The 26,561-nt window shown below is 68.6% G+C and carries 26 protein-coding genes; 5 read left to right on the forward strand and 21 right to left on the reverse strand.

The features are described 5' to 3' along the window. Nucleotides 1-49 precede the first annotated feature (49 nt). The 7 genes from AC07SQ_RS28545 to AC07SQ_RS28575 all read right to left on the reverse strand — a co-directional run bounded on the left by AC07SQ_RS28545 (nt 50) and on the right by AC07SQ_RS28575 (nt 8,244). Nucleotides 50-1,144, reverse strand: coding sequence for an acyltransferase family protein (locus tag AC07SQ_RS28545; protein ID WP_062482677.1), 1,095 nt, complete (start codon nt 1,142-1,144; stop codon nt 50-52). A 74-nt stretch (nt 1,145-1,218) separates the two neighbouring features. After that, complete coding sequence (locus AC07SQ_RS28550; RefSeq protein ID WP_062482679.1) at nt 1,219-2,181, reverse strand: NAD(P)H-dependent flavin oxidoreductase; 963 nt, start codon at nt 2,179-2,181, stop codon at nt 1,219-1,221. An 80-nt stretch (nt 2,182-2,261) separates the two neighbouring features. Further along, complete coding sequence (locus AC07SQ_RS28555; RefSeq protein WP_495272969.1) at nt 2,262-4,052, reverse strand: acyl-CoA dehydrogenase; 1,791 nt, start codon at nt 4,050-4,052, stop codon at nt 2,262-2,264. Nucleotides 4,053-4,139: 87 nt separating this feature from the next. Next, nucleotides 4,140-5,072 (reverse strand): electron transfer flavoprotein subunit alpha/FixB family protein, encoded by a 933-nt coding sequence (locus tag AC07SQ_RS28560; protein ID WP_495272968.1) that lies wholly within the window; start codon nt 5,070-5,072, stop codon nt 4,140-4,142. A 2-nt stretch (nt 5,073-5,074) separates the two neighbouring features. Then, nucleotides 5,075-5,824: an electron transfer flavoprotein subunit beta/FixA family protein gene (locus AC07SQ_RS28565; protein WP_070060185.1), complete on the reverse strand. Its 750-nt coding sequence runs from the start codon at nt 5,822-5,824 to the stop codon at nt 5,075-5,077. Between the two features lie 137 nt (nt 5,825-5,961). After that, nucleotides 5,962-7,251, reverse strand: a complete 1,290-nt coding sequence (locus AC07SQ_RS28570) for a mechanosensitive ion channel family protein (RefSeq protein WP_495272967.1) — start codon at nt 7,249-7,251, stop codon at nt 5,962-5,964. A gap of 39 nt (nt 7,252-7,290) precedes the next feature. Further along, nucleotides 7,291-8,244 (reverse strand): histone deacetylase family protein, encoded by a 954-nt coding sequence (locus AC07SQ_RS28575; protein WP_062482261.1) that lies wholly within the window; start codon nt 8,242-8,244, stop codon nt 7,291-7,293. Between the two features lie 89 nt (nt 8,245-8,333). On the opposite strand from AC07SQ_RS28575, the gene AC07SQ_RS28580 reads away from it, so the two are divergent. From AC07SQ_RS28580 to AC07SQ_RS28600, 5 genes are all read left to right on the forward strand, one after another. Then, nucleotides 8,334-9,254 (forward strand): AAA family ATPase, encoded by a 921-nt coding sequence (locus AC07SQ_RS28580; RefSeq protein WP_495272966.1) that lies wholly within the window; start codon nt 8,334-8,336, stop codon nt 9,252-9,254. Continuing rightward, nucleotides 9,251-10,231 carry a DUF58 domain-containing protein gene (locus tag AC07SQ_RS28585; RefSeq protein WP_307694092.1) on the forward strand — a complete coding sequence of 327 codons (981 nt, stop codon included), beginning with the start codon at nt 9,251-9,253 and terminating at the stop codon, nt 10,229-10,231. Before AC07SQ_RS28580 ends, AC07SQ_RS28585 begins: the two co-directional genes overlap by 4 nt. A gap of 13 nt (nt 10,232-10,244) precedes the next feature. Continuing rightward, nucleotides 10,245-12,275 carry a transglutaminase TgpA family protein gene (locus tag AC07SQ_RS28590; RefSeq protein ID WP_495272965.1) on the forward strand — a complete coding sequence of 677 codons (2,031 nt, stop codon included), beginning with the start codon at nt 10,245-10,247 and terminating at the stop codon, nt 12,273-12,275. Between the two features lie 65 nt (nt 12,276-12,340). Then, nucleotides 12,341-13,444, forward strand: coding sequence for a lytic murein transglycosylase B (mltB, locus tag AC07SQ_RS28595; protein WP_495272964.1), 1,104 nt, complete (start codon nt 12,341-12,343; stop codon nt 13,442-13,444). A 5-nt stretch (nt 13,445-13,449) separates the two neighbouring features. Then, nucleotides 13,450-14,070, forward strand: a complete 621-nt coding sequence (locus AC07SQ_RS28600; RefSeq protein WP_495272963.1) for an HD domain-containing protein — start codon at nt 13,450-13,452, stop codon at nt 14,068-14,070. Here AC07SQ_RS28600 and AC07SQ_RS28605 read toward each other — a convergent pair. The 14 genes from AC07SQ_RS28605 to AC07SQ_RS28670 form a co-directional block, all read right to left on the reverse strand. Continuing rightward, nucleotides 14,049-14,564, reverse strand: a complete 516-nt coding sequence (locus tag AC07SQ_RS28605) for a hypothetical protein (protein WP_495272962.1) — start codon at nt 14,562-14,564, stop codon at nt 14,049-14,051. The two genes, AC07SQ_RS28600 and AC07SQ_RS28605, sit on opposite strands and share 22 nt — an antisense overlap. After that, nucleotides 14,561-15,634, reverse strand: a complete 1,074-nt coding sequence (locus AC07SQ_RS28610; RefSeq protein WP_495272961.1) for a beta-ketoacyl synthase N-terminal-like domain-containing protein — start codon at nt 15,632-15,634, stop codon at nt 14,561-14,563. The genes AC07SQ_RS28605 and AC07SQ_RS28610 overlap by 4 nt, the downstream gene beginning before the upstream one ends. Then, nucleotides 15,631-15,909: an acyl carrier protein gene (locus AC07SQ_RS28615; protein WP_495272960.1), complete on the reverse strand. Its 279-nt coding sequence runs from the start codon at nt 15,907-15,909 to the stop codon at nt 15,631-15,633. Before AC07SQ_RS28615 ends, AC07SQ_RS28610 begins: the two co-directional genes overlap by 4 nt. Then, the gene (locus AC07SQ_RS28620; RefSeq protein WP_159272350.1) at nt 15,906-17,063 is read right to left on the reverse strand and encodes an ABC transporter permease; all 1,158 of its coding nucleotides are present in this window, start codon (nt 17,061-17,063) and stop codon (nt 15,906-15,908) included. Before AC07SQ_RS28620 ends, AC07SQ_RS28615 begins: the two co-directional genes overlap by 4 nt. Nucleotides 17,064-17,072: 9 nt before the next feature. After that, the gene (locus tag AC07SQ_RS28625) at nt 17,073-17,981 is read right to left on the reverse strand and encodes an ABC transporter ATP-binding protein (RefSeq protein ID WP_495272959.1); all 909 of its coding nucleotides are present in this window, start codon (nt 17,979-17,981) and stop codon (nt 17,073-17,075) included. Then, a complete protein-coding gene (gene darH / locus AC07SQ_RS28630) occupies nt 17,981-18,961 on the reverse strand; it encodes a BtrH-related acyltransferase DarH (RefSeq protein ID WP_062476720.1) in 981 nt (326 codons plus the stop codon). Before darH ends, AC07SQ_RS28625 begins: the two co-directional genes overlap by 1 nt. Continuing rightward, complete coding sequence (locus tag AC07SQ_RS28635; protein WP_095947356.1) at nt 18,958-19,353, reverse strand: DarG family dialkylresorcinol biosynthesis protein; 396 nt, start codon at nt 19,351-19,353, stop codon at nt 18,958-18,960. The genes darH and AC07SQ_RS28635 overlap by 4 nt, the downstream gene beginning before the upstream one ends. 2 nt (nt 19,354-19,355) lie before the next feature. Then, on the reverse strand, nt 19,356-20,492 hold the full coding sequence (locus AC07SQ_RS28640) for a beta-ketoacyl-ACP synthase III (protein ID WP_095744797.1): 1,137 nt from the start codon (nt 20,490-20,492) through the stop codon (nt 19,356-19,358). After that, nucleotides 20,482-21,486: a dialkylrecorsinol condensing enzyme gene (locus AC07SQ_RS28645; RefSeq protein WP_235926656.1), complete on the reverse strand. Its 1,005-nt coding sequence runs from the start codon at nt 21,484-21,486 to the stop codon at nt 20,482-20,484. The genes AC07SQ_RS28640 and AC07SQ_RS28645 overlap by 11 nt, the downstream gene beginning before the upstream one ends. A gap of 168 nt (nt 21,487-21,654) precedes the next feature. After that, the gene (locus AC07SQ_RS28650) at nt 21,655-23,385 is read right to left on the reverse strand and encodes an ABC transporter substrate-binding protein (protein WP_070059465.1); all 1,731 of its coding nucleotides are present in this window, start codon (nt 23,383-23,385) and stop codon (nt 21,655-21,657) included. 88 nt (nt 23,386-23,473) lie between these two features. Then, nucleotides 23,474-23,782: a DUF2160 domain-containing protein gene (locus tag AC07SQ_RS28655; RefSeq protein WP_062476731.1), complete on the reverse strand. Its 309-nt coding sequence runs from the start codon at nt 23,780-23,782 to the stop codon at nt 23,474-23,476. 12 nt (nt 23,783-23,794) lie between these two features. Then, nucleotides 23,795-24,607 (reverse strand): carbohydrate ABC transporter permease, encoded by an 813-nt coding sequence (locus AC07SQ_RS28660; RefSeq protein WP_062476734.1) that lies wholly within the window; start codon nt 24,605-24,607, stop codon nt 23,795-23,797. Then, nucleotides 24,604-25,494: a carbohydrate ABC transporter permease gene (locus AC07SQ_RS28665; RefSeq protein WP_062476737.1), complete on the reverse strand. Its 891-nt coding sequence runs from the start codon at nt 25,492-25,494 to the stop codon at nt 24,604-24,606. The genes AC07SQ_RS28660 and AC07SQ_RS28665 overlap by 4 nt, the downstream gene beginning before the upstream one ends. Further along, on the reverse strand, nt 25,491-26,561 hold the full coding sequence (locus tag AC07SQ_RS28670; RefSeq protein WP_062476739.1) for an ABC transporter ATP-binding protein: 1,071 nt from the start codon (nt 26,559-26,561) through the stop codon (nt 25,491-25,493). Before AC07SQ_RS28670 ends, AC07SQ_RS28665 begins: the two co-directional genes overlap by 4 nt.

Below are 26,561 nucleotides of genomic sequence, written 5' to 3' on the forward strand. Positions count from 1 at the left end.
CAAAGGAATGGGAAGAAAAAGGGCCGCACCCCGGCGGGTGCGGCGCGCTTCAGTACGACACGATGAGGCCGCTGACGAGCAATGCGGCAAAAAGTGTGCAGACGCTGCGCAGCGACGCCGGCCGGGCTTCGACCCCGCGGTACAGCAGCACCGCCGCGCCCACCGACAGGCCGAAGGTCGCGACCATGCCCAGCAGGTCGACCCACGGCCCGTGCGGCCCCAGGCCCGCCACCAGCGCGTTCACGGCGAGCAGCACCGGGAAATGGATCAGGAACAGCGAGTACGAAATGCGCCCCAGCTGCTGCAGCGGCACGGCCGCCGCGGGCCAGTGCGCGGGCGACAGCCACTGCCGGCGCTGCGCCACCGCGATCAGCAGCGCGGTCACCAGCGCGATGGCGATGCGGCTGCGCCAGTCGATGGCAAGCGCGCCCGCCCCCACCAGCGCCAGCAGCGCGACGGCGCTGCACCAGGTGCTGGTGCGCGTGGCGCGGCCGACCCAGAAGGCCAGCATGCCGAGCCCGTAGGCGCCGAAGAAATAGAACGCCGTTTCGTCCAGCCGCGCCTGCCGGTTGAACAGCGCGAGCGACGCCACGGCCACGATGAACACCAGCGCCACCGGCGCCCAGCGCGCGGCCGAAGTGGGTTGTCGCAGCACGGCGGGCAGCCCGACCAGTGCGAGCGCCAGCGCGAAGAGCTGGAAGTCGATCGCCACATACCAGACACCGGTCGACAGCGACTCATAGTTCAGCAGGTCCTGCAGCAGCAGCCCGTGCGCCAGCAGCTGACCGAGGCTCGGCTCTGCCGGCACCACCTCTTCACCCAGCCATGGCCGCGCCACTTCGGCCACCAGTACGCAGACCGTGAGTGCCGCAAGGTACGGCATGACCAGCCGGCCATAGCGCTGGAAGATCCGCGAGAGCGGCCGGTCCACGCGCAGCACGCCGTCGGGCGCCAGGCTCGCCGTGGCCAGAAAGCCGGCGATCACGAGAAAGACCTGCACCGCGAGCCGGCCGTCGTTCGCCAGCCAGCCGAAGAAATCGGGCGCCAGCACCTGCGCGCCGGCCGGCATCGGGCCGTAGCGCGCCAGGTGATGCCCGACGATCAGCGCACAGGCCAGGCCCTTGACCACGTCGAGCAGCGGCATGCGCCCCTGCCGCGCAGGCACGGCCCCGCCGCCACCGCTCGCAGCGGAGGTCGATGCCGGTGCGTGCGAACCGTTCAAAGTGCCAATCGCTGTCGTGCTTCCTGGTATTCGCGCTTGAGCTTCTCGATGAAGGCGCCCGCGCTCGCCACTTCGGTGATCGCGCCGATGCCCTGGCCCGAGCCCCAGATGTCTTTCCAGGCCTTGGCCTTGCTGCCTTCGCCGCCGCCGAAGTTCATGGTGGTCACGTCGCCTTCGGGCAGGTTGGCCGGGTCCATGCCGGCCTTGACGATGCTGGGTGCCAGGTAGTTGCCGTGCACGCCGGTGAACAGGCTCGAATAGACGATGTCGTCCGAGTTGCCGTCCACGATGGCCTGCTTGTACTCCTCGCTCGCACGCGCCTCTTCGGTCGCGATGAAGGCGGTGCCGATGTAGGCGAAGTCGGCGCCCATGGCCTGCGCCGCGAGCACCGCGCCGCCGGAGGCGATGGAGCCCGACAGCGCGATCGGGCCGTCGAACCACTGGCGGATTTCCTGCACCAGTGCGAACGGACTCTTCACGCCCGCATGGCCGCCGGCACCGGCCGCCACGGCGATGATGCCGTCGGCGCCCTTCTCGATCGCCTTCTGCGCGAACTTGTTGTTGATGATGTCGTGCAAGGTCACGCCGCCGTAGCTGTGCACCGCGTCGTTCACGTCGGTGCGCGCGCCCAGCGAGGTGATCACGATCGGCACCTTGTACTTCACGACCATCTCCATGTCGTGCTCCAGGCGGTCGTTGCTCTTGTGCACGATCTGGTTGATGGCGAAGGGCGCGGCCGGCTTGTCCGGGTTGGCCTTGTTGTAGGCCGCCAGCTCCTCGGTGATCTCGATCAGCCACTCTTCGAGCTGGGCGGCCGGGCGGGCGTTGAGCGCCGGCATCGAGCCGACCACGCCGGCCTTGCATTGCGCGATCACGAGCTTGGGGTTGCTGATGATGAACAGCGGCGAGCCGATGATCGGCAGCGGGAGGTTCGCGAGAACAGAAGGCAGCTTGGACATGTCGTCTCCGGGAAGGGGTTCGGTTTTATAAGAGCAAGGGGCCGCTGCCGCCCGTCAGATCGGCGACAGCGGCAGGTGCGTCAGAACGCTTCGAGCGCCAGCGCCGTGACGCTCTCGGCGCCTTCGACGATGCTGTCGCGGATGCCCGCCACCTTGTTCAGGATGTGCTCGGCGTAGAAGCGCGCGGTGGCGATCTTGGCCTGCATGAAGGCGACGTCCACGTTGTGCGAGGCCTGGTCCTGCGCCACGATCAGCGAGCGCGCGAGCTGCCAGCCGGCCACGAGGTTGCCCGCGAGCATCAGGTACGGCACGCTGCCCGAGAACACGGCGTTGGGCGAGGCCTTGGTCTGGCCGGCCACGAAATCGACCACGTCGATGAAGGCCAGGCGCGCGGCGGTCAGACGCTTGAGGACGGCTGCGGCCGCAGCGCTGTCGCTCTTGGCCAGCTCGGCCTCGGTCTTCTCGATCTGCGCGGCGATCGCCTTGGCGGTCTGGCCGCCGTCGCGTGCGGTCTTGCGGCCCACGAGGTCATTGGCCTGGATCGCGGTGGTGCCTTCGTAGATCGTGAGGATCTTCGCGTCGCGGTAGTACTGCGCTGCACCCGTCTCTTCGATGAAGCCCATGCCGCCGTGCACCTGCACGCCCAGCGAGGTCACTTCGAGGCTCATCTCGGTGCTGTAGCCCTTCACGAGCGGCACCATGAATTCGTAGAAGGCCTGGTTCTGCTTGCGCGCATCGGCATCGGGATGGTGGTGCGCGGCGTCGTAGGCGGCGGCGGCCACCGAGGCCATCGCGCGGCAGCCTTCGGTGTAGGCGCGCATCGTCATCAGCATGCGCTTCACATCCGGGTGGTGAATGATGGGCGCGCTGGCGTTGATGGAGCCATCGACCGGGCGGCTCTGCACGCGGTCCTTGGCGTAGGCGACGGCGTGCTGGTAGGCACGCTCGGCGATCGCAATGCCCTGCATGCCCACGGCGTAGCGGGCCGAGTTCATCATGATGAACATGTACTCGAGGCCGCGGTTTTCCTGGCCCACGAGGTAGCCGATGGCGCCGCCGTGGTCGCCGTACTGCAGCACGGCGGTCGGCGAGGCCTTGATGCCCATCTTGTGCTCGATGCTCACGCAGTGCACGTCGTTGCGCGCACCGAGCGAACCGTCGGCGTTGACCATGAACTTCGGCACCACGAACAGGCTGATGCCCTTCACGCCCTCGGGCGCGCCGCTCACGCGGGCCAGCACGAGGTGCACGATGTTCTCGGCCATGTCGTGCTCACCGTAGGTGATGAAGATCTTGGTGCCGAACACCTTGTAGGTGCCGTCGGGCTGCGGCTCGGCGCGGCTGCGCACCATGGCCAGGTCGCTGCCGGCCTGCGGCTCGGTGAGGTTCATCGTGCCGGTCCACTGGCCGCTCACGAGCTTCTCGAGGTACACGGCCTTGAGCTCGTCGGAGCCGGCGGTGAGCAGCGCCTCGATGGCACCATCGCTCAGGAGCGGACACAGCGCGAAGCTCATGTTGGCCGAGTTGAGCATTTCGCCGCAGGCAGCGCCGATGGTCTTGGGCAGGCCCTGGCCGCCGAAGTCCGCCGGATGCTGCAGGCCCTGCCAGCCGCCCGACACGTACTGCGCGAAGGCGTCCTTGAAGCCTTTGCTGGTGGTGACTTCGCCGTCCTTGAACGACGAGGGGTTGCGGTCGCCTTCGACGTTCAGCGGCGCCACCACGTCCTGGTTGAAGCGCGCGCACTCTTCGAGCACGGCCTGTGCGGTTTCGAGGCCGGCGTCTTCGAAGCCGGGCAGCTTGGCGATCTCGCCGATGTTGGCCAAGTGTTCGATGTCGAACAGCATGTCCTTGAGGGGGGCGGTGTAGCTCATGTCTTCTCTCCAGGGGCCGCGGTGGGGGGCGGCAGATGTAAAAAAGGCATCGCGAACGATGCCTTCTGGCTCAATGCGTTGAAGCGATCAGAGCGCCTTCACGAGTTCCGGCACGGCCGTGAACAGGTCGGCCACGAGGCCGTAGTCGGCCACCGAGAAGATCGGGGCCTCTTCGTCCTTGTTGATCGCGACGATGACCTTCGAGTCCTTCATGCCGGCCAAGTGCTGGATCGCGCCCGAGATGCCCGCGGCGATGTACAGCTGCGGCGCGACGATCTTGCCCGTCTGGCCCACTTGCCAGTCGTTGGGGGCGTAGCCCGCGTCCACAGCGGCACGGCTGGCGCCCAGGCCTGCGTTGAGCTTGTCGGCCAGCGGGGCCATCACTTCGGTGAACTTCTCGGCGCTGCCCAGGGCGCGGCCACCCGAGACGATGATCTTGGCGGCGGTGAGTTCGGGGCGTTCGCTCTTCGTGACTTCACGGCCGACGAATGCGCTCTTGCCGCTGTCTGCGACGCCTTCAGCGGTTTCGATCGCTGCGCTGCCACCGGTGGCGGCTGCGGCATCGAAGCCGGTCGTGCGCACGGTGATCACCTTGGTGGCGTCGGTGCTCTGCACGGTGGCGATGGCGTTGCCGGCGTAGATCGGACGCTCGAACGTATCCGGGCTGTCGACCTTCGTGATGTCGCTGATCTGCGCCACGTCGAGCTTGGCAGCCACGCGCGGTGCGACGTTCTTGCCGTTGGCGGTCGAGGGGAACAGGATGTGGCTGTAGTTGCCGGCGATCGCCAGCACTTGGGCTGCGACGTTCTCGGCGAGGTTTTCAGCGAGGCTGGCGCTATCGGCAGCGATCACCTTGGACACGCCGGCGATCTGCGCGGCGGCCTTGGCGGCTTCGGCGGCGTTGGCACCGGCCACGAGGATGTGGACGTCGCCACCGCAAGCCAGGGCGGCGGTCACGGTGTTGAGGGTGGCCGGCTTGATGCTGGCGTGGTCGTGTTCGGCAATAACAAGTGCGGTCATGTTCAGATCACCTTCGCTTCGTTCTTCAGTTTGTCCACCAGCGTTGCAACGTCGGGCACCTTGATGCCGGCGCCACGCTTCGGCGGTTCGCTGACCTTGAGAGTCTTCAGGCGGGGCTTGACGTCCACGCCCAGGTCTTCGGGCTTGAAGGTGTCCAGCTGCTTCTTCTTAGCCTTCATGATGTTGGGCAAGGTGACGTAGCGCGGCTCGTTCAGGCGCAGGTCGGTCGTGATGACCGCGGGCAGCGTGAGCGTGAGCGTTTCCATGCCGCCGTCGACTTCGCGTGCGACGGTGACCTTGTCAGCTGCGAGGTCGACCTTCGAGGCGAAGGTGGCTTGGGGCAGGTCGGCCAAGGCAGCCAGCATCTGGCCGGTCTGGTTGGCGTCGTCGTCGATGGCTTGCTTGCCGAGGATGATCAGCTGGGGCTGTTCCTTGTCGACCAGCGCCTTGAGCAGCTTGGCAACCGCGAGAGGTTGCAGCTCTTCAGCGGTCTCGACCAGGATGCCGCGATCGGCACCGATGGCCATCGCGGTGCGCAGGGTTTCCTGGCACTTGGCATCGCCGCACGAGACGGCGATGACTTCGGTCACGATGCCCTTTTCCTTCAGCCGAACCGCTTCTTCGACAGCGATCTCGTCGAAGGGGTTCATGCTCATCTTGACGTTGGCAATGTCCACCCCGGTGCCGTCGCTCTTGACGCGCACCTTCACGTTGTAATCGACGACCCGTTTGACAGGCACAAGAACCTTCATTGACTTGACTCCATTGGATTGCAAAAAGGGGGGCTTCGAGAGCAGCCTGCCATTTTAGGACGCCGGCCTTGGCTGCCTCTCCATTCTTCTTGTCGGCCTCGAGGGCTGAAAAAAAGAACGATCGTGCTTTTCCGTGATTATAAAACAGCGGGAGGCGCTGCGGCCATTCCCGCCGGCAAAGATTCCACTCGCAACACCCGCTGCGGATAGGGAATGTCAATGCGGGCGGCGCGCAGTCCTTCGAGGATGGCGATGTTGATGGCCGAGCGCACGTTGTCCTTGCCCTTGTCAGGGTCGGCGACCCAGAAGTTCAGGCTGAACTCCAGGCCGTCGGGCGCGAAGGTGACGAGGTAGGCGATGGGCGCCGGGTCGGTCATGACGCGCGGCTGGGCCTTGGCGGCGTCGCACAGGATGCCCTGCACCTGCGCCACGTCGCTCTCGTAGCCGACCACGATGTTGGTCGTGATGTTGAACTTGCGGTCGGCCAGCGACAGGTTTTCGACCCGGCCGGTGATCAGCGATTCGTTCGGCACGATGGCCTCGCGCCCGTTGCCCGCGCGGATGAGCGTGTAGCGCGTCTTGATGTCGGTGATGCGGCCTTCGAAGGTGTCGACCTTCACGTTGTCGCCGATGCGGATCGAGCGCTCCAGCAGGATCACGAAACCGCTCACGTAGTTGGCCGCCAGCTTCTGCAGGCCGAAGCCCAGGCCCACGCCGAGCGCGCCGCCCAGCACCGACAGCGCCGTGAGGTCGACCCCCACCGCAGACAGCGCGAACAAGAGGCCGATCAACAGCAGGAAGGCACGCACCGCGTTCGACGCCACCTTGCGCATCGACAGGTCGCTCACGGCCTCGCGCAGGATGCGTTTTTCGATGGTGCTGGAGATCCACAGCGCGATCATCAGCACCAGCCCCGCCGACAACGCGCCCTGGATGATGGTCTGCAGGCTCACGCGGGTCTTGCCGAAGGCCAGCGTGATGTCGTCCAGTTCGGCCAGCACCGGCGGCAGCAGCCCGACGATCCACAGCACGGCGGCGATCCAGGCCAGCCAGGAAATGGTGCGCTCGATCAGCCGCACCAGGCTGGAGGTCGGGAACACGGCCCGCAGCACCCGCGCGAACAGCCGGATGACCGCCAGCGACAGGAACACCGGCACGGCGATGCGCAGCACCAGCACCACGGGCAGCACATCGAGCGCCACGCGGCGCGCGATGCCGGTGAGCACCAGCGCGAGCAGCGGGAACAGCAGGCCGTCGAAGGTGCGTTCGCCGAACCAGATCGAATCCTTGGGCTGGTCGCGCCCGAACCATTTGCATACCGCCCATGCCACGCCCACGCAGGCCACGAGCACGGCGAGTTCGATGCCCAGGCCGTGCGCATCGACCTGTCGCAGGCGCTGGAGGAAGTCGTCGAAATTGAAATTCATCGGTGAAAGAAGCAGGGCGCCCCGCGGGCGCCAACCGGGTTACAGGTCCGCCAGCACGCGGATGTGCGCTTCCACGCTGCGCGCCAGGGCATCGAGGTGGTAGCCGCCCTCAAGCAGCGAGACGATGCGCCCGCGCGCATGGCGCTTGGCGACATCGCGCACGCGGCCGGTGATCCAGGCGAAGTCGTTTTCGTTCAGGCCGAGCTGGCCCAGCTCGTCCTCGCGGTGGGCGTCGAAGCCGGCGCTGATGAAGACCATCTGCGGCTTGAAGGCTTCGAGCCGGGGCATCCAGATCGCCTCGACCAGCTCGCGCACATCCATGCCCTTGGTATAGGCCGGGATCGGCAGGTTCAGCATGTTCGAGGCCGGGTGCTCGGTGCCGCTGTACGGATAGAACGGGTGCTGGAAGAACCCGACCATCAGCACGCGCGGGTCGTTCGACAAAATGTTCTCGGTGCCGTTGCCGTGGTGCACGTCGAAATCGACGATGGCCACGCGGTCCAGGCCGTGCACCTCGAGCGCGTGCCGCGCGGCGATGGCCACGTTGTTGAAGAAGCAGAAGCCCATGGCCTGCTCCCGGCAGGCATGGTGGCCCGGCGGGCGCACGGGGCAGAAGGCGTTCTCGATCTCGCCGGCCATCACGGCGTCGGTGGCCGCCACGGCAGCGCCCGCGGCGCGGCGCGCGGCCAGCAGGGTGAAGCGGGTGAGCACGGTGTCGGGGTCGACCTGCGCATGGTCGGGGCCGCCGGCGGGCGCGTCGGCCACGAGGCGCTGCTGCAGTTCCTCGAGGTGTTCGACATGCGCGTGGCTGTGGGCCCGGGTGATCTGTTCCAGCGTGGCCAGGGGCACCTCGCCCCGCGCCAGCGCGTCGCCGACGCCGGTCAAAAGCAGCCGGTCTTCGATGGCATCCAGCCGCTCGGGGCATTCGGGATGCCCGTTGCCCATGTCGTGCTTCCAGAAGTCGCGATGCGTGAAGTAGCCTGTCTTGCCCATCTCTCGCCGTGTCTCGTGTCGTCGCGTCTAGACCTCACGCAGCATGGGGCCGCAAGGTCTTACGGTATCGTTTGCATATGGATACAAATATGGACGTTGCTGCGAAGCTAGCCACTTTGCTGAGTCAGCTTAACACGGTGATTGTTGGCAAAGAGGCCCAGGTGCGCGACTGCGTGGCCTGTCTGCTGGCGGGCGGGCACCTGCTGATCGAGGACGTGCCGGGGGTCGGCAAGACCACCCTGGCCCATGCGCTCTCGCACACTTTCGGCCTGCAGTTCTCGCGCGTGCAGTTCACGGCCGACCTGATGCCGGGCGACCTGTCGGGCGTCGCAATCTACGACCGGGGCCAGCAGGCCTTCGTGTTCCACCCCGGGCCGATCTTCGCGCAGGTGCTGCTGGCCGACGAGATCAACCGCGCCAGCCCCAAGACCCAGAGCGCGCTGCTCGAGGCGATGGAAGAAAAGCAGGTCACGGTCGAGGGCGAGACCCGCCCCCTGCCCTCGCCCTTCTTCGTGATCGCCACGCAGAACCCGCAGGACCAGCTCGGCACCTTCGCGCTGCCCGAATCGCAGCTCGACCGCTTCCTGATGCGCATCTCGCTGGGCTACCCCGACCGCGCGGCCGAGCGCCAGCTGCTGGCCGGCGCCGACCGCCGCGAGATGCTCGCCGGCCTGCCCGCCCTGCTGACCGCCGGCGAACTCACCGCCCTGCAGCAGCGGGTGCAGCAGGTGCATGCGGCCGAGCCGCTGCTGAACTACCTGCAGGACCTGATCGCCGCGACCCGCTCGGGCCGCTGGTTTTTGCAGGGCCTGTCGCCGCGCGCGGGCATCGCCGTGCTGCGCGCCGCCAAGGCGCAGGCGCTCCTGGCCAACCGGAACTACGTGGCGCCCGACGACGTGCAGGCCGTGCTGCCGCAGACCATCGCGCACCGCCTCACGCCCGTGGGCGACGCGGGCCGCGGCGCGGTCGAGCAAGTCCGCGCCATGATTGCCGCGGTGCCCTTGCCGTGAACCCTGTCGGCGTCCTGCGCTCGCGCATCGACGGCTGGTTCCTCTCGCGCCGGGCCCCGTCGGACACGCTCGAGCTCACCCAGCGCAACGTCTACATCGTGCCCACGCGCGCCGGCTGGACGCTGGCGGCCACGCTGCTGGTGCTGCTGGTGGCGTCGATCAACTACCAGCTCAACCTGGGCTACCTGCTGACCTTCCTGCTGGCCGGCAGCGTCGCCGTGGGCATGCATGTGTGCCACGCCACGCTGCGCGGGCTGGCGCTGCGCATGGTGCCGCCCGAGGCGCAGTTCGCGGGCGCCGCGGCGGTGCTGCGCGTGGTGCTGCACAACGAACGGCGCAGCGTGCGCTACGGCATCGGCATGGCCGTGCGCGGCAGCGGCCAGTGGGCCTGGACCGACGTGCCCGCCGAAGGCACGGCCACGGTGGAGATCGCCTTCCAGCCCGAGCGGCGCGGCCTGCACCCGGTGCCGCCGCTGACCGCCGAGACGCGCTTTCCGCTCGGCACCTTCCGCGTCTGGACGGTCTGGCGCCCGGCCGCCCAGCTGCTCGTGTACCCGACGCCCGAAGCCCATCCGCCGCCGCTGCCGGCGGGCGAGCCGCTCTCGGGGCCCGCCGCCGCGTCGGCCGCGGTGCGGGCGCAGAACGCCGGCGAATACGACGGCGTGCGCGCCTACCGGCGCGGCGATCCGCTCAAGCTCGTGGTCTGGAAGAAGGCCGCCCGCGCGCAGGCCAACGGCTCCGAAGACCTGGTGAGCCGCGACACGCAGCACACGCAGCGCGAAGAGCTCTGGCTCGACGCGCACGCCGCCGCGCTGCCTGACATCGAGGCCCGCCTGTCGCGCCTGTGCGCCTGGGTGCTGATGGCCGACCGGCTGGGCGTGGACTACGGCGTGCGCGTCGCCGGCCGCACGGTGAAACCGTCGCAGGGCGAAGCGCACCGGCGCGCCTGCCTCGAAGCGCTGGCGCTGTGCGCATGAACGAGGTCGCCGCATGAACCGGGTTGTACGCGAACTCACCGCGCTGCCGAGGGACGCACGGGACACGCTGTTCCTGCTCTGCGTCATCGGCCTCATCCTGCTGCCGCAGGTGAACGAGCTGCCGTGGTGGTGCTCGGCCATCACCGCCATGGTGCTGTTGTGGCGCGCCTCGCTGGCGGTACAGGCGCGCCCGCTGCCCAGCAAGTGGTGGCGCATCGCGCTGCTGGCGCTGGCGCTGGCCGGCACCTACGCCACCCACCGCACGCTGCTGGGCCGCGACGCGGGCGTCACGCTGGTCGTGTGCCTGCTGGCGCTCAAGACGCTGGAGCTGCGCGCGCGGCGCGACGCCTTCGTGGTCTTCTTCCTGGGCTTCTTCGCGATGCTCACGAACTTCTTCTATTCGCAGTCGCTGCTCACCGCCTTCACCATGCTGCTGGCGCTGCTGGGCCTGCTCACTGCACTGGTCAACGCCCACATGCCGGTGGGCCGGCCGCCGTTGATGCAGGCCGCGCGCATGGCCGGCTGGATGGCACTGGCGGGCGCGCCGGTGATGCTCGCGCTGTTCCTGCTGTTCCCGCGCTTCGCGCCGCTGTGGGGCACGCCCGGCGACGCCATGGCCGGGCGCACCGGCCTGTCGAACACGATGCGGGTCGGCACCATCGCCGAGCTGGCGCTCGACGGGAGCATCGCCGCGCGCATCAAGTTCGACGACAACCGCGCGCCGCCGCAGAGCCAGCTGTACTTCCGCGGCCCCGTGCTGGCGCAGTTCGACGGCCGCGAATGGACGGCGCTGCCGACCTGGGCGCGCAGCGGGCAGTCGGTGTCGAACCTGCGCACGCGCGGCGAGCCGGTGCGCTACGAGGTCACGCTCGAGGCCAGCCAGCGCCCGTGGCTGCTCACGCTCGACGCCGCGCCGCGCGCGCCCGAGGTGCCCGGCTACGAGGTCACCGGCACGCCCGACCTGCAGTGGTTCGTGAACCGGCCGATCACCGACCTCGTGCGCTACCGCGCCGAGAGCCACCCGCAGTTCCAGAGCGGCCCGATCGTGCGCACGGGCGGCCGGCTCCAGCCCTACCTGGCGCTGCCGCCCGGCAGCAACCCGCGCACCGCCGCGCTTGCCGCCCAGATGCGCGCCGACCCCACGCTGGCCGGCGCCGATGCACAGGCCTTCGTGCAGGCCGCGCTGCAACGTCTGCGCACCGGCGGCTACACCTACACGCTGGAGCCCGGCGTGTACGGCAACGAGACCGCCGACGAGTTCTGGTTCGACCGCAAGGAAGGCTTCTGCGAGCACATCGCCTCGGCCTTCGTGGTGCTGATGCGCAACCTGCAGATTCCGGCGCGCATCGTCACCGGCTACCAGGGCGGCGAACTCAACAACGTCGACAACTACTGGGTGGTGCGCCAGAGCGACGCGCACGCCTGGGCCGAGGTCTGGCAAGAGGGCGCGGGCTGGGTGCGCGTCGACCCGACCGGCTCGGTCGCGCCGGGCCGCATCGGGCAGTTCCAACGCCTCACGCCGCAGCCCGGCTTGTTCGCCGGCGCCATCGGCGTCATGAGCCCGACGCTGGTGCAGAACCTGCGCGCCGCCTGGGAGGCCGTGAACAACGGCTGGAACCAGTGGGTGCTCAACTACACGCAGAGCCGCCAGCTCGACCTGCTCAAGACCCTGGGCTTCAACGCCCCGAGCCTGGAAGACCTGGGCTACGTGCTGCTGTACCTGCTGGTGGCCGCGAGCCTGGCCGGCGCCGGCTGGACGCTGTGGGAGCGCAGCCGGCACGACCCGTGGCTGCGCCTGCTGGGCCGGGCCCGCGCGCGCCTGGCCAAGGCCGGCCTGCCGCTGCCCGAGACAGCGCCGCCGCGCCAGATGGCCCAGGCCGCCGACGCCCGCTTCGGGCCCGCCGCGCAGGCCGTGCGCGACTGGCTGCTGAAGCTCGAAGCCCAGCGCTACGCGCCCGCCGCATCCGGCCCATCGGCCTCGCTCGCCGCGCTGCGCGCCGAGTTCCGCCGGCTGCCCTGGCCGCCCACGCCGCCGCGCGCCTGACGCGCGGCTGCAACCACATGTGTCGCCCGAAAGTGCGCATGCGCACGGGCGGCACAATCGTGCCCATGTCACACGCCTTCCCCACGCCCTTGCGCGCCGCAGTGGCCGCCACCGCCCTCCTCGCCGCCTGCGTCGCCTGGCCCACGGGCGCCCTGGCCCAGAAGCCCCAGGCCAATGGCCGCCCCGCCATCACGCCGGTGCGCGGCAGCACCCCGTACGCCACGCGCGACGACGCCATGGCGTTCGCCGACGACGTCGCCCAGCGCCGCAACCTTGACCGCGACTGGGTGCGCGCCACCATCGGCGCCGCGCGCTTCCTGCCCAACGTGCCGCGCCTGATGCTGCCGGGGCCCGTCGGCACCGTGAAGAACTGGCAGACCTACCGCAGCCGCTTCATCGACCCGGTGCGCATCGCGGCCGGCGTGCGCTTCTGGCGCGCCAATGCCGAGACGCTCGCGCGCGCCGAGGCCACCTACGGCGTGCCACCGGAAATCATCGTCGGCATCGTCGGCGTCGAGACCATCTACGGCCGCAACATGGGCAACTTCCGCGTGATCGACGCGCTGGCCACGCTGTCCTTCGACTTCCCGCAGGGCCACCCGCGCGCGGCCGAGCGCGTCGCCTTCTTCCGCGGCGAGCTCGAAAGCTTCCTGAGCACCGAAAGCCGCACCGCCGACGACCCGCTCACGCCCGTGGGCAGCTACGCCGGCGCCATGGGCATGCCGCAGTTCATGCCCAGCAGCATCGCCAAGTACGCGGTCGACTTCGACGGCGACGGCCGCATCGACCTCGTGAACAACCCGGTCGACGTGATCGGCTCGGTCGCGAGCTACTTCAAGGGTTTCGGCTGGACCCCGGGCATGCCGTCGATCTACCCGGTGCACTTCGAGGAAGCGCGCCTGAAGAAGGCGCTGCTGCTGGCGCCCGACATCCTGCCGACCTTCAGCGCCGACAGCTTCGTGGCCGCGGGCGCCGTGCCCGAGGGCGAAGGCCTGAAGCACAAGGGCCTGCTGGCGCTCATCGAGCTGCAAAACGGCCTCGACGCGCCGCCGACCTACGTCGCCGGCACGCGCAACTTCTACGTGATCACGCGCTACAACTGGAGCAGCTACTACGCGATGTCGGTGCTCGACCTCGGCCAGGAGGTCAAGGCCGCGATGGAGCAGTGACCGCAATGACACCGCAGGCACTGCACGCGAACTGGACCGCCGCCTGGCAGGCGCTGGGCGTGGCCGCGCCCGACGACGCATTGCGGCTCGAACTGCAACGCCGCTACGGCGAGCCGCAGCGCCATTACCACACGATGCAGCACCTGGGCGAATGCCTCGCGTGGTTCGACGGGGAACAGGCGCTCGCCGAACGCCCCGGCGAAGTCGCGCTGGCGCTGTGGTTCCACGATGCGATCTACGATGTGCATGCGCATGACAACGAAGCGCGCAGCGCCGATTGGGCGCGGCAGGCGATGCAGGCCGCCGGTGCGAGCGATGCGTCGGCCGAGCGCGTCCACGCGCTCGTCATGGCCACGCGCCACGACGCCGTGCCGGAGGGCCGCGACGCGGAGCTGCTGATCGACATCGACCTGTCGATCCTCGGCGCCGAGCGTGCGCGCTTCGACGAATACGAGCGCCAGGTGCACGCGGAATACGGTTTCGTTCCCGAGGAGATTCGCCTGCCGCGCCGGCGCGCGATCCTCCAGCGCTTTCTAGCTCGCCCGGCGATCTACGCCACGCCGCGCCTGCACGCACTGCTCGAAGCACGGGCGCGCGAGAACCTTCAGCGCTCGATTTCCAGCTGAGCCGTCGGCACCAGCCTCCACCATTCGGAGCGCGGCGGCACGTCGCCGAACGTCTCCTCCACCACGCCGAACAGCAGCCCGTCGCGCCCCGCGCCCAGCTGCGACAACGCCAGCGGCCGCGCGAGATCGCGGCACAGCATGAAGCTCGCGTCGCCCTGCCAGTCGAGGCTGCGGCCGACCTCGGCCAGCATCAGTGCGGGCTGGCCCTGCATGAAGGTGAAGGGCATCGGCAAGCCCGCGTCGAGCTGCGCCAGCCCCGCGCGCGTGGCCTCCCACGCGCCGCGCCGGCTGGTCACGCGCAGGCGCGCGCCCGCCGGCAGCGCGGCTTCGCCGGCCGCGTCGAGGCAGCGCAGCGCGCCGTACATCGCCAGCTCGGTCCACAGGCCGACGCGGCGCGGCCGGCGGCCCAGGCGGGTCGCGAGCGCGTCGCGCCAGTCGTCGGGCGGCGGATGCGCCACGACGTGCGCGACAGTGCGCCAAGTCGGTGTGGTCATGCGGCGTTGCAATCCTTGAGCACCAGCGACGCATGCCCGCCGCCGAAGCCCACCACGTTGAGCAGGATGTGGCGCAGCCGCGCCGGCGGCCCGTCGCTCAGCGCGATGCCCAGCGTCTCGTCCAACGCGTAGCCGACCGACGGCCAGGCGCCGCCTTCGATGCAGCCGACCAGCAAGGCCAGCTCCGCCGCCCCGGCCGCGCCGAGCGTGTGGCCGATCGCCGACTTGAGCGACACCAGCGGCGGCAGCGGCGCGAACACCTCCCGCAGCGCCTCGACCTCGATCGCGTCGTTGACCGGGCTGCCGGCGGCCTGCACCTTGACCAGGTCGATGTCCGCGGGCTGCAGGCCGCTGCGCGCCAGCGTGTCGCGGCACATCGCGCGCACCGCGCTCGCCTCGGTGCCCGAGGGGTTGCGGCCGTCGACCACGTTGGCGCCGCCCAGCAGCGCCCAGCGCGCGGGTTGCGATCCGAGCCGCAGCGCCGCCACCGCTTCGCCGAGCACCAGCCCCTGGCGCCCCGCGCCAAAGGGCCGCGCGCTGTCGGGCGCCAGCAGCTGCATCGCGCCGAAGCCGGCCACGGTGAAGCGGTTGTCGAGTTCGGCGCCGATCACCAAGGCTTCGCGCGCCTCGCCCGCGCGCACCATGTCGGCCGCCGCCAGCATCGCGTTGAGCGCCGAGGTGCAGGCGGTCGAGACGGTGAAGACCGGGCCCTGCCAGTCGAGCGCAGCGGCGGCGATGTCGGCAAAGTCCTGCAGGTCGCCGCTGAGCCGTGCGTCGTGCTGCGCGTGCTCCATGGCCCCGATGTCGAGCGACGACGAGGCCACGAACAACGGCCCCTGCCGGTCCAGCCCGTCGCCGGTCTGCGCGACCACGCGGCGCACCGTGTGCTGCACGCGCTGTGCCCAATCACCGGGCGGCACGGGCAGCGTGTAGACCGGCCACTGCAGGCCCTCGGCCACCGTCACCGGCGTGGGCGGCACGCCGCCGCGCCGCAGCGCTGCCAGCGCGGACGGCAGATCGTCGCCGAGCACGCAGGCCAGGCCCATGCCGGCCAGGTACACCGGACTCATCCCTTGCCCGCTTGCACCAGGTGTTCCGCCAGGTGCGCGATCGAGGTCATGGCGCGGCGCGTGTCCTTGCTGTCGGGCATGCGCAAGCCGAAGTGCTGCTGGATCGCCATCGACACCTGCAGCGCGTCGAGCGAATCGAGGTCCAGCCGCGCCTCGGGGCCGAACAGCGGCTCGTCGTCGCCGAGGCCGCCGGGCGGCGCGTCTTTTTCGACAGCCTCGAGCACGAGGGCCTTGAGGCGGGCGATGAGTTCAGGAGAAGAAACGGTGCTCGTCACGGTGCGCGCCTGCGAAACAGAAAGACAGCCACGAAGAACATGAGGGCCGCGAACGCCACCAGCCGGCCGACCTGCGGCAGTACCTCGGCCACGCCGCCGCCGCGCAGCAGCACGGTGAGCAGCGCTTCGAGCCCCCAGTTCATGGGAGAGATTTCGACCATGCGCTGCATGAAGCCCGGCATGACGAACTTGGGCACCATGATGCCGCCCGCCGCCGCCATCAGCACATTCACCATCGGCCCGAGCGTGGCGGCCTGCGCATGGCTCTTGACGAGGCAGGCCACCGCCAGCGACAGGCTCACCGCCGCCAGGCTCACGGCCGCGAGCGACAGCAGCAGGCCGCCCCAGTGGATGCCCGCGAGCGAGAGCGCGTCGCCGCCGATCAACGGCATGAACCAGATGCCCGCCGCCAGCATCAGCAGCGCCTGCAGCGCGTTCACGCCGAGGTAGGGCAAGGCCTTGGAAGCCAGCAGCATGGAACGCGACACGCCCAGGCTCTGCAGCCGGCCGAGCGCGCCCGAGCCGCGCTCCTGCACGAACAGGCTGGACAGCGAGGCCACCACGAAGAACATGCCGAACACCAGCCAGGCCGGCACGTTCTGCTGCACCGACGTGGGCCGCGGGCCGGCGGTGGCAAAGCGCTCGGCCTGCACCATCGCCTGGATGGACGCGTCGGGCGCGGGGCTGGCCGTGCCGGGCACCGCCAGCGCGAGCCGCGCCTTGAGTTCGCCCGAGGCCCCGATGAGCTCGGCGCGCAGCGCGTTGAACAGGTTGGCGTCGATGCCGGGCTCGGCCAGCAAGCGGATGTGGGCGCGCGTGGAGAGCGCGGCCGATTCCAGTTCGTCCGACAGCCCGGGCTCCAGCACGATCACGTACTTGAGCGTGCCGCTGCGCAGGCGCGCCTGCCAGTCGGCGCCCAGCGGCTGCGGCGCGCCGTGGCTGCGCTGCCAGATCTGCAGCAGCCATCTGGCGGGCGTGCCGCTGTCGCGCGCATCGACCGCGTAGCTCAGCTCGGCCAGCGGCGGGCGGTAGATGTCCTTCAGCGTGAGCGACATCAGCACGATGAACACCATCGGCATCACGAACAGCACGGCCAGCCCGTGCATGTCGCGCACGAGGGCCAGCAGTTCTTTCTTGATGAGCGCTAGGAGCATGGCGTTCGGTCAGTCGCGCAGCGAACGGTGTGTGAGCGCCATGAAGAGCTGCTCGAGGTCATGCCGGCCGAACTCGGCCTGGCGCACCTCGATGCCTTCGGCTTCGAGCGCGGCCAGCACGGGGCCGGGGCCGGTGCCTGGGTTCAGGTGGATGCGCCAGTGCGCCGCGCCCTGCTCCACCGTGCCGAAGCGCGACAGCCTCTGTGCGTCGAGCCCGTCGGCGGCCAGGGTCAGCAGCATGGCGCTTTGCGACAGCAGCGCGTCGAGCGGGCCTTCGCGCAGCACGTGGCCCTGGTCGAGGATGGCCACGCGGTCGGCGATGGCCTCGATCTCTTCCATGTAGTGCGAGGCGTAGATCACCGCCGCACCGGCCTGCGCCAGGCTCTTGATCGCATCGAGGATGAAGGCGCGCGACTGCGGATCGACGCCCACCGTCGGCTCGTCGAACAGCATCAGCTCGGGTTCGGGCAGCAAGGCGATTGCGAGGTTGAGGCGGCGCTTCAGGCCGCCCGAGAGCCGCTCGGCGCGCACGCCCGCGAACTGTTCGAGCTGCGCGAACTGCGTGCAGGTGTCGATGCGCGCCTTCTTGCGCGCACCCGAAAGTTTGCCGGCCGCGGCGAAGCAGGCCAGGTTCTCGGCCACGGTGAGCATCGGGTAGAAGGCCTGGTCCTGCGGCGCGACGGCGATGCGCGTGGGCGCCTTGGCGCGCACCTGCTGCAGCGGCTGGCCGTCGATGCGGATGTCGCCCGACTGCACCGCGAGCGCGCCCGACAGGTGCGAGATCAGCGTGGTCTTGCCGGCGCCGTTCGGGCCGAGCAGGCCCAGCACGCAACCGCGCGGTACGGCGAGCGACACGTCGGCCAGCGCGGCCTTGTCAGCGTGCGGGTAGCGGTAGCCGAGCTGGTGCAGCTCCAACATCAGGCAACAGCGGCCTTGAGGTCGCGGAAGAAGGTTTCCTCTTGCTGCGCTTGCTCGCGCAGCTTGCCCGCGAGCGCGACGGGATCGACCGGCTCGCGGCCCTTGACCATGCGCGCTGCCTTGAGCGCGAACGCGCGCCAGCCGTCGCCGATGGCGATCAGGCGTTCGGACATCTGCGTGAGCTGCGGCTTGTCGAGCAGCTGCGCGGCCTCCTGCAGGAAGCCCGCGTAGATGAAGCGAAAGCCCGCCCCGCCCGTGCCGATCTCTTCCTGCATGCGCACCAGGTGGCCGATGAAGTCGACGCTGCGCGGATCGCTGGGCGACAGCTTCTGCATGCGCTTGGCCAGCGTGCGCATGCCGCGCACGCCGACGATGGGAATGGGCGCGAGCATGTTGCGCACGGTCTTGCGGATGGCCTGGGTCACCGAGGCGGCGTCGACCGCCTTGCGCTCGATGGCCTGCGGGTAGTACATGAGGCCCTTGGGCGCCAGCACGCCCTTGGCGAAGCGGGCGCGCGACAGGTCTTCGCTCGCGCAGCGCACGGGCTCCTCGAAGACCGGGTCGCTGATCAGGTAGTCGTCGCCGTCCTTGCCGTAGACCAGCAGGTTGTGCGCGTTGAAGTGAAAGCGCATGTTCGGAGGAAAGTACGGCAGCCAGTAGACCGAGGTCTGCAGGCCCACGAGCTGGCCGTCGGCCAGCAGCGCGTCCAGCCGCTGCTGCCCTGCTTGCGGGCTGCGGAAGGTCTCGAAGCGAAAGCGCGCGGCCATCGGCGCCAGCAAGCCCTTGATGATGGCCTTGGGCGGCATGCGGTACGAGATGAGCGGCAGGCCCGACAGCTTGATGAACGGCAGGTAGGCGAACGACAGCGCCGACGACAACCCCAGCGCCATCGCCTCGCTCATCGGCGCGCCGTGGTGGCGCATGAGGCTGGAGATGACGCCGCTTTCGCAGTGCGCCGCCTGTTGGTGTTGGAAGTTCACGGCAGGCCTTGCAGGGTGGAAACGGGCAGCCCCAGCGCCTGGCCGTAGCGGGCGAGCTGGGCCGGCGACAGCGCGGCGAAATGGCGCGGCTGCAGGTGGCGGCGCACGCGCCACTGCCAGAAGCCGCTGGTCTGCGAGAGCAGCGCCACGTCCATGCGGCGCTCGTACATCCAGTACTCGAGCGGCGAGGCCAGCCCGGCCTTCACGCGCGCCTTGGCCTCCTGCGCCTGCTCGATGAGCACATCGACCGCGTGGCTGGTGACGATCTCTTCCGCCTCCCAGCCCTTCGAGGTGGTGGTGACGACGCGGCCTTGCGCGTCGCGGGCGTACATCAGCTTGGAATGGCCGGCGAGGGTCGCGTTGCCCTCTTGGGGCACGGCATCGAGGTCCATGGCTACACCGCCTCCAGGTAGATGAAGCCGCTGGAGAAGCGGCCGCTTTCCGGGACAAACATCAGGAGCTTCTGGCCCGGCTTGATACGCCCCGAGCGGAACAGCTCGTCGAGCATGATGTACGGCGAGGCCGAGCCCGTGTTGCCCTTGGTCGCGAGGTTGCTGAACCAGCGCTCGCGCGGAATCGGCAGGCCCAGCGCGGCGAGGCTCGCGGCCACGGGTTCGACGAAATAGTGCGACGACAGGTGCGGCAGGAACCAGTCGATGTCGTCGGTCTTGAGTCCGCGGCGTTCGATGATGGCGGCCAGCGGCTCGGCCAGCGTGGCGCGCACGATGTTGTCGTTGAGCAGGCGCACGTCCTGCTTGACGGCGAAGGTCGAGTCGCGCTGCCAGTCGGCCGGCGAGGTGCGGGCCCAGCCGTCGAGGCCGCCCTGCTCGTTCTTGTCGGCGCCGGCGTACATGCACACCGGCAGCTCGTGCGCCGCCGACGACAGCTCGATCCACTCGACGCGCAGCGACAGCGGCCCGCGCGGCTCGCGCTCCAGCAGCACCGCGCCGGCGCCGTCGGACAGCATCCAGCGCAGGAAGTCTTTTTCGAAGGCGATCTCGGGGCGCGCTTCGAGCGCCTCGAGCTTGTGCTCGAGCTCGGCCTCGAAGTTGATGCCGCGCATCACGGCCGAGGCCAGCTCGGAGCCCGTGGCGACCGCGCGCCGCGCGTCGCCCGCGCGCACCGACAGCCACGCATGCTTGAGCGCCGCCGCGCCGGCCAGGCAGATGCCGGCGCAGGCCACCACCTCGAGCCGAGGCCAGCCCAGTTCGCCGTGCACCATCACCGCGTGGTTGGGCATGAGCTGGTCGGGCAGCGAGGTGCCGGTGGCCAGGCAGTCGACTTGGCCGATGTCGTCGCCCAGCGCGCGAATGGCCGCGGCGGTGAGCTGTGCGTTGGTCATGGCCAGCTGGCCGGTGGCGCGGTCGATGGCGTAATGGCGCGACTGGATGCCGTTGCTGCGCAGGATGAGGCGTCGCGCACGCGACACCTTGCCGCCGATGCGGCCCAACACTTCTTCGATGTCTTCGTTGCTGACCGGAGAAAAAGGCAGGAAGGCAGCGGTGCGGGTCAGGAAAACATCAGTCGTCATAGAGAGGGAGCCGGTCCGTGGCAGAGCCCGACGGGCGCTCGAATTGAGCCGTCATTTTAGTCAGCCACCCTCGGAACAACGGCCGCAGCAGGGCCTGCAGCGTCAGGCTCACCGGCACGACGGTGACGATCAGTGCCAGCAGAAACAGCACGTACAGCAAGAGCAGCGGCTTGCGCACCGCCGCGCCCGGCCCGCCGGCCGCCATGATCAGCTTGCCCCACAGGTAGAAGCTGCGCGTGCCGGCCTTCTCGCTGATGAGCAGCCGCGCCTGGGCGCGCACTGCGCCCAGCCCGGCCAGCAAGGGCGCATCGCCTTGCTCGCGGCCTTCATGCAATGCGTCGCGCAGGGCCCGGCCGAAGCGGCCGCAGCCGCGAATCTGTTCCTCGCTCAGGCCCGCGTCGGGCATGCCCCAGAAGCCGCGCTTGCGGCCCCAGATGAGCCAGGCCGGCGTGGTGAAGAAGGTGGCGAGCGTGGGACCGGGGTCGGTCAGCACCACGTTGTCGATCAGGCGCGCGCCGGTGGCGGCGAGCAGGCCCTTGAGCTTTTCATGGGCCAGCAGCCACATGTTGCGGCAGGCAATGACCGTGACCACGGGTTTTCCCTTGAGCAGCCGCGCCGCCACGGGGTGCTGCAGGAAGGCCACGACCGGCTGCGCAGGCGCCAGGAACCAGACCTGGTACGGCAGGATGACGAGGTCGAAGTCTTCGTCGCCCGTGAGCGTCAGCGGCGCCAGCGGGCCCGGCTTCAGGTGGGCCGACTCGGGGAACGCGTCGAAGAAGGTCAGGAAGGGCCAGGGAAAGGGAAAGCGCTGCAGCGGCCGCAGCGTTTCCACGCGCAATTCGATGCCCGGGTCGGCGCGCAGCGGCGCGGCGATCTGCCCGGCCACGCGGTCGAGTTGCCCGGTCTGCGAGTACTGGATCAGCAGGACGCGTTTGACACGCGCGCTCGGGGTGGCAGGAGGGCTGGCGGTGGGGCTGGAAGAACTTGGATTCACTGGCGGGCCGTGGCGGGGGCCGTCGAATGTAAGCGAACCTTTTCAAAGGTGCATCTGCCATAGGTCATGGCGTCGCGTGAATCCGACGAACCAGGGCGCCAGAAAGCGAAAAAGGGCCGCACCTCGCGGCGCGGCCCTTGTTTGCAATTGCGGCTGGCGACGCGCCGATCAGCGCACCTTGCCGGCCTTCCAGGCGCTCAGCAGCTTGTTGTAGTCGATGGTCTCGCCCTTGGGCTTCTCGTTGGCCAGCTTCTTCCACGGGGCGTGCTGGTCGCTGAGCCACTTGTTCGGGTCGCCCTTGGCGTTGAGCTTGGGCGCGCAGTGGGCCATGCCGGCGCGTTGCAGGCGACCCATCACGTTGTCCATCTCGTCGGCCAGGTTGTCCATGGCCTTCTGCGGGGTCTTCTCGCCCGTGACGGCCTCGGCCACGTTCTTCCACCACAGCTGCGCCAGCTTGGGGTAGTCGGGCACGTTGGTGCCGGTGGGCGTCCATGCCACGCGGGCCGGGCTGCGGTAGAACTCGACCAGGCCGCCCAGCTTGGGCGCCATGTCGGTCATGGCCTTGCTCTGGATGTCCGATTCGCGGATCGGGGTCAGGCCCACGATGGTCTTCTTGAGCGAGACGCTCTTGGAGGTCACGAACTGGGCGTAGAGCCAGGCGGCGGCCGTCTTGTTGGCGTCATGGCCGTTGAAGAACGACCACGAACCCACGTCCTGGTAGCCGTTCTGCATGCCCTGCTTCCAGTACGGGCCGTTCGGGCCGGGCGCCATGCGCCACTTGGGCGTGCCGTCCTCGTTCACCACGGGCAGGCCCTTCTTGGTCATGTCGGCCGTGAAGGCCGTGTACCAGAAGATCTGCTGGGCGATCTGGCCCTGCGCGGGCACCGGGCCGGCTTCGCCGAAGGTCATGCCCATGGCTTCCTTGGGCGCGTACTTCTTCATCCAGTCGATGTACTTGGTGAGCGCGTACACGGCGGCCGGCGAGTTGGTCGCACCGCCGCGCGACACGGCCGCGCCCACGGGCGTGCACTTGTCGTCGGCCACGCGGATGCCCCATTCGTCGATCGGCATGCCGTTGGGGGTGCCGATGTCGGCGGTGCCGGCCATCGAGAGCCACGCATCGGTGAAGCGCCAGCCCAGCGACGGGTCCTTCTTGCCGTAGTCCATGTGGCCGTAGATCGGCTTGCCGTCGATGGTCTTCACGTCGACGCTGAAGAACTCGGCGATGTCTTCGTAGGCGCTCCAGTTCAGCGGCACGCCCAGGTCGTAGCCGTACTTGGCCTTGAACTTGTCCTTCAGGTCCTTGCGATCGAACAGGTCGGCGCGGAACCAGTACAGGTTGGCGAACTGCTGGTCGGGCAGCTGGTAGAGCTTGCCGTCGGGCGCGGTGGTGAACTTGGTACCGATGAAGTCCTTGAGGTCGAGCCCGGGGTTGGTGTACTCCTTGCCCGCACCGGCCATGTAGTCGGTGAGGTTCATCATCTTGCCGTAGCGGTAGTGCGTGCCGATCAGGTCGGAGTCGGAAATCCAGCCGTCGTAGATCGACTTGCCCGACTGCATCGAGGTCTGCAGCTTCTCGACCACGTCGCCTTCCTGGATCAGGTCGTGCTTGACCTTGATGCCGGTGATTTCCTCGAAGGCCTTGGCCAGCGTCTTCGATTCGTATTCATGCGTGGTGATGGTCTCCGACACCACCGAGATTTCCTTGACGCCCTTGGCCTGCAGCTTCTTGGCCGCGTCGATGAACCACTTCATCTCGGCCGCCTGCTGGTCCTTGCTCAGGGTCGACGGCTGGAACTCGCTGTCGATCCATTTCTTGGCTTCGGGCTCTGCGGCCCATGCGCCGTGCGCGGCGACCATCGCCGCCGCCATTGCCAATGCCGTGTAGCGCATCTTCATGAATGTGTCTCCTCGGTTGTGCTTCCCCGGTTTTTTCATCGCGGCTCCGGGGAGGCGGAGAGCCGGACGCGTTGACGAAATCGGTGGGCTAGCCTTTGCGCATCACGAGCGCGAGCACGAACATCGACAGCACGAAGCCGATCCAGATCGAGGGCTCGGCCTCCAGGCTCAGCCACTCCTGCACCTTGCCGGCCAGGCCGACGAAGATCAGGTTGACGTAGGCCGCGGACAAGAGGCCGATGAAGAGCCGGTCGCCGCGCGTGGTGGCAATGGGCAGCCAGCCGCGGCGCATCGTGGTGGGCGACTTGAATTCCCACACCGTCATGCCGACCAGCATGAGCGCGATACAGCTGAAGAAAACGGCCACCGGGGTGGTCCAGACCATCCAGTCGAACATCTTTCGACCTCCTTAAACGCGGCCCATCGCGAAACCCTTCGCGATGTAGTGACGCACAAACCAGATCACGATCGCGCCGGGCACGATGGTGAGCACGCCGGCCGCGGCCAGCGTCGCCCAGTCCATGCCCGAGGCGCTCACCGTGCGCGTCATCGTCGCCACGATGGGCTTGGCGTTCACGCTGGTGAGCGTGCGCGCCAGCAGCAGCTCGACCCAGCTGAACATGAAGCAGAAGAACGCCGCCACGCCCACGCCGGCCTTGATGAGCGGCAGGAAGATGGTGAGGAAGAAGCGCGGGAACGAGTAGCCGTCGATGTACGCCGTCTCGTCGATCTCGCGCGGAATGCCGCTCATGAAGCCTTCCAGAATCCACACCGCCAGCGGCACGTTGAACAGCAGGTGCGCCAGCGCCACGCCCAGGTGCGTGTCCATGAGGCCGACGGTGCTGTACAGCTGGAAGAACGGCAGCAGGAACACCGCGGGCGGCGTCATGCGGTTGGTCAGCAGCCAGAAGAACACGTGCTTGTCGCCCAGGAACGAATAGCGCGAGAACGCGTAGGCCGCCGGCAGCGCCACGGTGAGCGAGATCACCGTGTTGATCGCCACGTAGATCAGGCTGTTGATGTAGCCCGAGTACCACGACTCGTCGGTGAAGATGCGCGCGTAGTTGGCCCAGGTGAGCTGCTGCGGGAAGAACGAGAAGCTCGACAAAATCTCCTCGTTCGTCTTGAAGCTCATGTTGACCATCCAGTAGATGGGCAGCAGCGCGAACAGGATGTACAGCAGCAAGAAGATGCTGCGCTTGTGGAATCGCTTTTCGTTCATTGTTCTTTCTCCACCTCTTGCGTGCCCACGCGCTGCATCCAGTTGTAGAGCACAAAGCAGAACAGCAGGATGATCAGGAAATAGATCAGAGAGAACGCAGCCGCCGGCCCGAGGTCGAACTGCCCCACGGCCTTCTGCGTGAGGTACTGGCTCAGGAAGGTGGTCGCGTTGCCCGGCCCGCCGCCCGTCAGCACGAAGGGCTCGGTGTAGATCATGAAGCTGTCCATGAAGCGCAGCAGCACCGCGATCATCAGCACGCCGCGCATCTTGGGCAGCTGGATGTAGCGGAACACCGCGAACTTGCTGGCGCCGTCGATGCGCGCCGCCTGGTAGTAGGCGTCGGGAATCGAGCGCAGACCGGCGTAGCAGAGCAAGGCGACCAGCGGCGTCCAGTGCCACACGTCCATCACCAGCACCGTGAGCCACGCGTCGGTCGCGCTGCCGGTGTAGTTGTATTCGATGCCCATGACCTGCAGCGCGTGGCCCAGAAGGCCGATGTCGGCGCGGCCGTAGATCTGCCAGATGGTGCCCACCACGTTCCATGGAATGAGCAGCGACAGCGCCACCACCACCAGCACCGCCGACGACTTCCAGCCCGTGGCCGGCATCGACAGCGCCAGCGCGATGCCCAGCGGAATCTCCACCAGCAGCACCGACAGCGAGAAGCCCAGCTGGCGCCACAGCGCCTGGTGCAGCTCGTCGTCGCGCATCACGGCGGCGAACCATTCGGTGCCGACGAACACGCGCCGGTCGGGCGAGATGATGTCCTGCACCGAGTAGTTGACCACCGTCATCAACGGCACGATGGCCGAGAAGGCCACGCAGATCAGCACCGGCAGCACCAGCCACCATGCCTTCTGGTTGATCGGCTTGTTGGTGGGGTTCATGCGACCAGTTCCTCGTCCTTGTAATAGCAGGTGTGGGTGTCGAGCACCCGCAGCCACACCGTGTCGCCCACCGAGGGCGGCTGTTCGTCCGAATGCATGCGCACCTTGACCACGCCGCCGTCGACCTCGGCGCTGAGCATTGCGTGCGTGCCGACGTCCTGCACCTGCTTCACCACCGCCGGCACGGCGCCGGCCGCACCCGCATTCGACAGGCGCAGGTACTCGGGCCGGATGCCGATCTTGAGCGCGCCGGGCGGCAGCTCGCGCGTGGGCACCAGCGGCGTGCCCGCCACTTCGAGTGCGCCGTTGGCGCTGTGGGCCGACAGGAAGTTCATGCCCGGCGAGCCGATGAAATGGCCGACGAAGGTGTGGGCCGGCCGCTCGAACAGCGCCTCGGCGCTGCCCACCTGCACGGCCTTGCCGCGCGTCATGACCACCACCTCTTCGGCGAAGGTGAGCGCCTCGACCTGGTCGTGCGTCACGTAGATCAGCGTGAGCTTGAGCTCGCGGTGGATCTGCTTGAGCTTGCGGCGCAGCTGCCACTTCAGGTGCGGGTCGATCACGGTGAGCGGTTCGTCGAACAGCACCGCCGACACGTCGCTGCGCACCAGGCCACGGCCCAGCGAGATCTTCTGCTTGGCATCGGCCGCCAGGCCCGCGGCGCGCTGGTTGAGCTGGCCGCTCATGTCGAGCATTTCGGCGATCTCGCCGACGCGCTTCTTGATCTGGTCTTCGGGCACCTTGCGGTTGCGCAGTGGAAACGCGAGGTTCTCGGCCACGGTCATGGTGTCGTAGATCACCGGGAACTGGAACACCTGCGCGATGTTGCGCTCCTGCGGCGTGGCGCGCGTCATGTCGCGGCCATCGAAGCTCACGCTGCCCTGCGAAGGCACGAGCAGGCCCGAAATGATGTTGAGCATGGTCGTCTTGCCGCAGCCCGAGGGGCCGAGCAAGGCATACGCGCCGCCGTCGCGAAAGCTCATCTTGAGCGGGAGCAGCGCGTAGTCGCTGTCCTGCGTGGGGTTGGCGCGGTAGGCGTGGGCCAGGTCGAGATCGATGCGTGCCAT

This window comes from Variovorax sp. GW821-FHT06D12, from assembly GCF_059419205.1.

Excerpts from the sequence above, each read along its gene's own strand:
- AC07SQ_RS28545 (WP_062482677.1), bottom strand. The coding sequence starts at position 1,144 with ATGCCGCTGCTCGACGTGGTCAAGGGCCTGGCCTGTGCGCTGATCGTC.
- AC07SQ_RS28550 (WP_062482679.1), bottom strand. The coding sequence starts at position 2,181 with ATGTCCAAGCTGCCTTCTGTTCTCGCGAACCTCCCGCTGCCGATCATC.
- AC07SQ_RS28555 (WP_495272969.1), bottom strand. The coding sequence starts at position 4,052 with ATGAGCTACACCGCCCCCCTCAAGGACATGCTGTTCGACATCGAACAC.
- AC07SQ_RS28560 (WP_495272968.1), bottom strand. The coding sequence starts at position 5,072 with ATGACCGCACTTGTTATTGCCGAACACGACCACGCCAGCATCAAGCCG.
- AC07SQ_RS28565 (WP_070060185.1), bottom strand. The coding sequence starts at position 5,824 with ATGAAGGTTCTTGTGCCTGTCAAACGGGTCGTCGATTACAACGTGAAG.
- AC07SQ_RS28570 (WP_495272967.1), bottom strand. The coding sequence starts at position 7,251 with ATGAATTTCAATTTCGACGACTTCCTCCAGCGCCTGCGACAGGTCGAT.
- AC07SQ_RS28575 (WP_062482261.1), bottom strand. The coding sequence starts at position 8,244 with ATGGGCAAGACAGGCTACTTCACGCATCGCGACTTCTGGAAGCACGAC.
- AC07SQ_RS28580 (WP_495272966.1), top strand. The coding sequence starts at position 8,334 with ATGGACGTTGCTGCGAAGCTAGCCACTTTGCTGAGTCAGCTTAACACG.
- AC07SQ_RS28590 (WP_495272965.1), top strand. The coding sequence starts at position 10,245 with ATGAACCGGGTTGTACGCGAACTCACCGCGCTGCCGAGGGACGCACGG.
- mltB (WP_495272964.1), top strand. The coding sequence starts at position 12,341 with ATGTCACACGCCTTCCCCACGCCCTTGCGCGCCGCAGTGGCCGCCACC.
- AC07SQ_RS28600 (WP_495272963.1), top strand. The coding sequence starts at position 13,450 with ATGACACCGCAGGCACTGCACGCGAACTGGACCGCCGCCTGGCAGGCG.
- AC07SQ_RS28605 (WP_495272962.1), bottom strand. The coding sequence starts at position 14,564 with ATGACCACACCGACTTGGCGCACTGTCGCGCACGTCGTGGCGCATCCG.
- AC07SQ_RS28610 (WP_495272961.1), bottom strand. The coding sequence starts at position 15,634 with ATGAGTCCGGTGTACCTGGCCGGCATGGGCCTGGCCTGCGTGCTCGGC.
- AC07SQ_RS28620 (WP_159272350.1), bottom strand. The coding sequence starts at position 17,063 with ATGCTCCTAGCGCTCATCAAGAAAGAACTGCTGGCCCTCGTGCGCGAC.
- AC07SQ_RS28625 (WP_495272959.1), bottom strand. The coding sequence starts at position 17,981 with ATGTTGGAGCTGCACCAGCTCGGCTACCGCTACCCGCACGCTGACAAG.
- AC07SQ_RS28635 (WP_095947356.1), bottom strand. The coding sequence starts at position 19,353 with ATGGACCTCGATGCCGTGCCCCAAGAGGGCAACGCGACCCTCGCCGGC.
- AC07SQ_RS28640 (WP_095744797.1), bottom strand. The coding sequence starts at position 20,492 with ATGACGACTGATGTTTTCCTGACCCGCACCGCTGCCTTCCTGCCTTTT.
- AC07SQ_RS28650 (WP_070059465.1), bottom strand. The coding sequence starts at position 23,385 with ATGAAGATGCGCTACACGGCATTGGCAATGGCGGCGGCGATGGTCGCC.
- AC07SQ_RS28655 (WP_062476731.1), bottom strand. The coding sequence starts at position 23,782 with ATGTTCGACTGGATGGTCTGGACCACCCCGGTGGCCGTTTTCTTCAGC.
- AC07SQ_RS28660 (WP_062476734.1), bottom strand. The coding sequence starts at position 24,607 with ATGAACGAAAAGCGATTCCACAAGCGCAGCATCTTCTTGCTGCTGTAC.
- AC07SQ_RS28665 (WP_062476737.1), bottom strand. The coding sequence starts at position 25,494 with ATGAACCCCACCAACAAGCCGATCAACCAGAAGGCATGGTGGCTGGTG.
- AC07SQ_RS28670 (WP_062476739.1), bottom strand. The coding sequence starts at position 26,561 with ATGGCACGCATCGATCTCGACCTGGCCCACGCCTACCGCGCCAACCCC.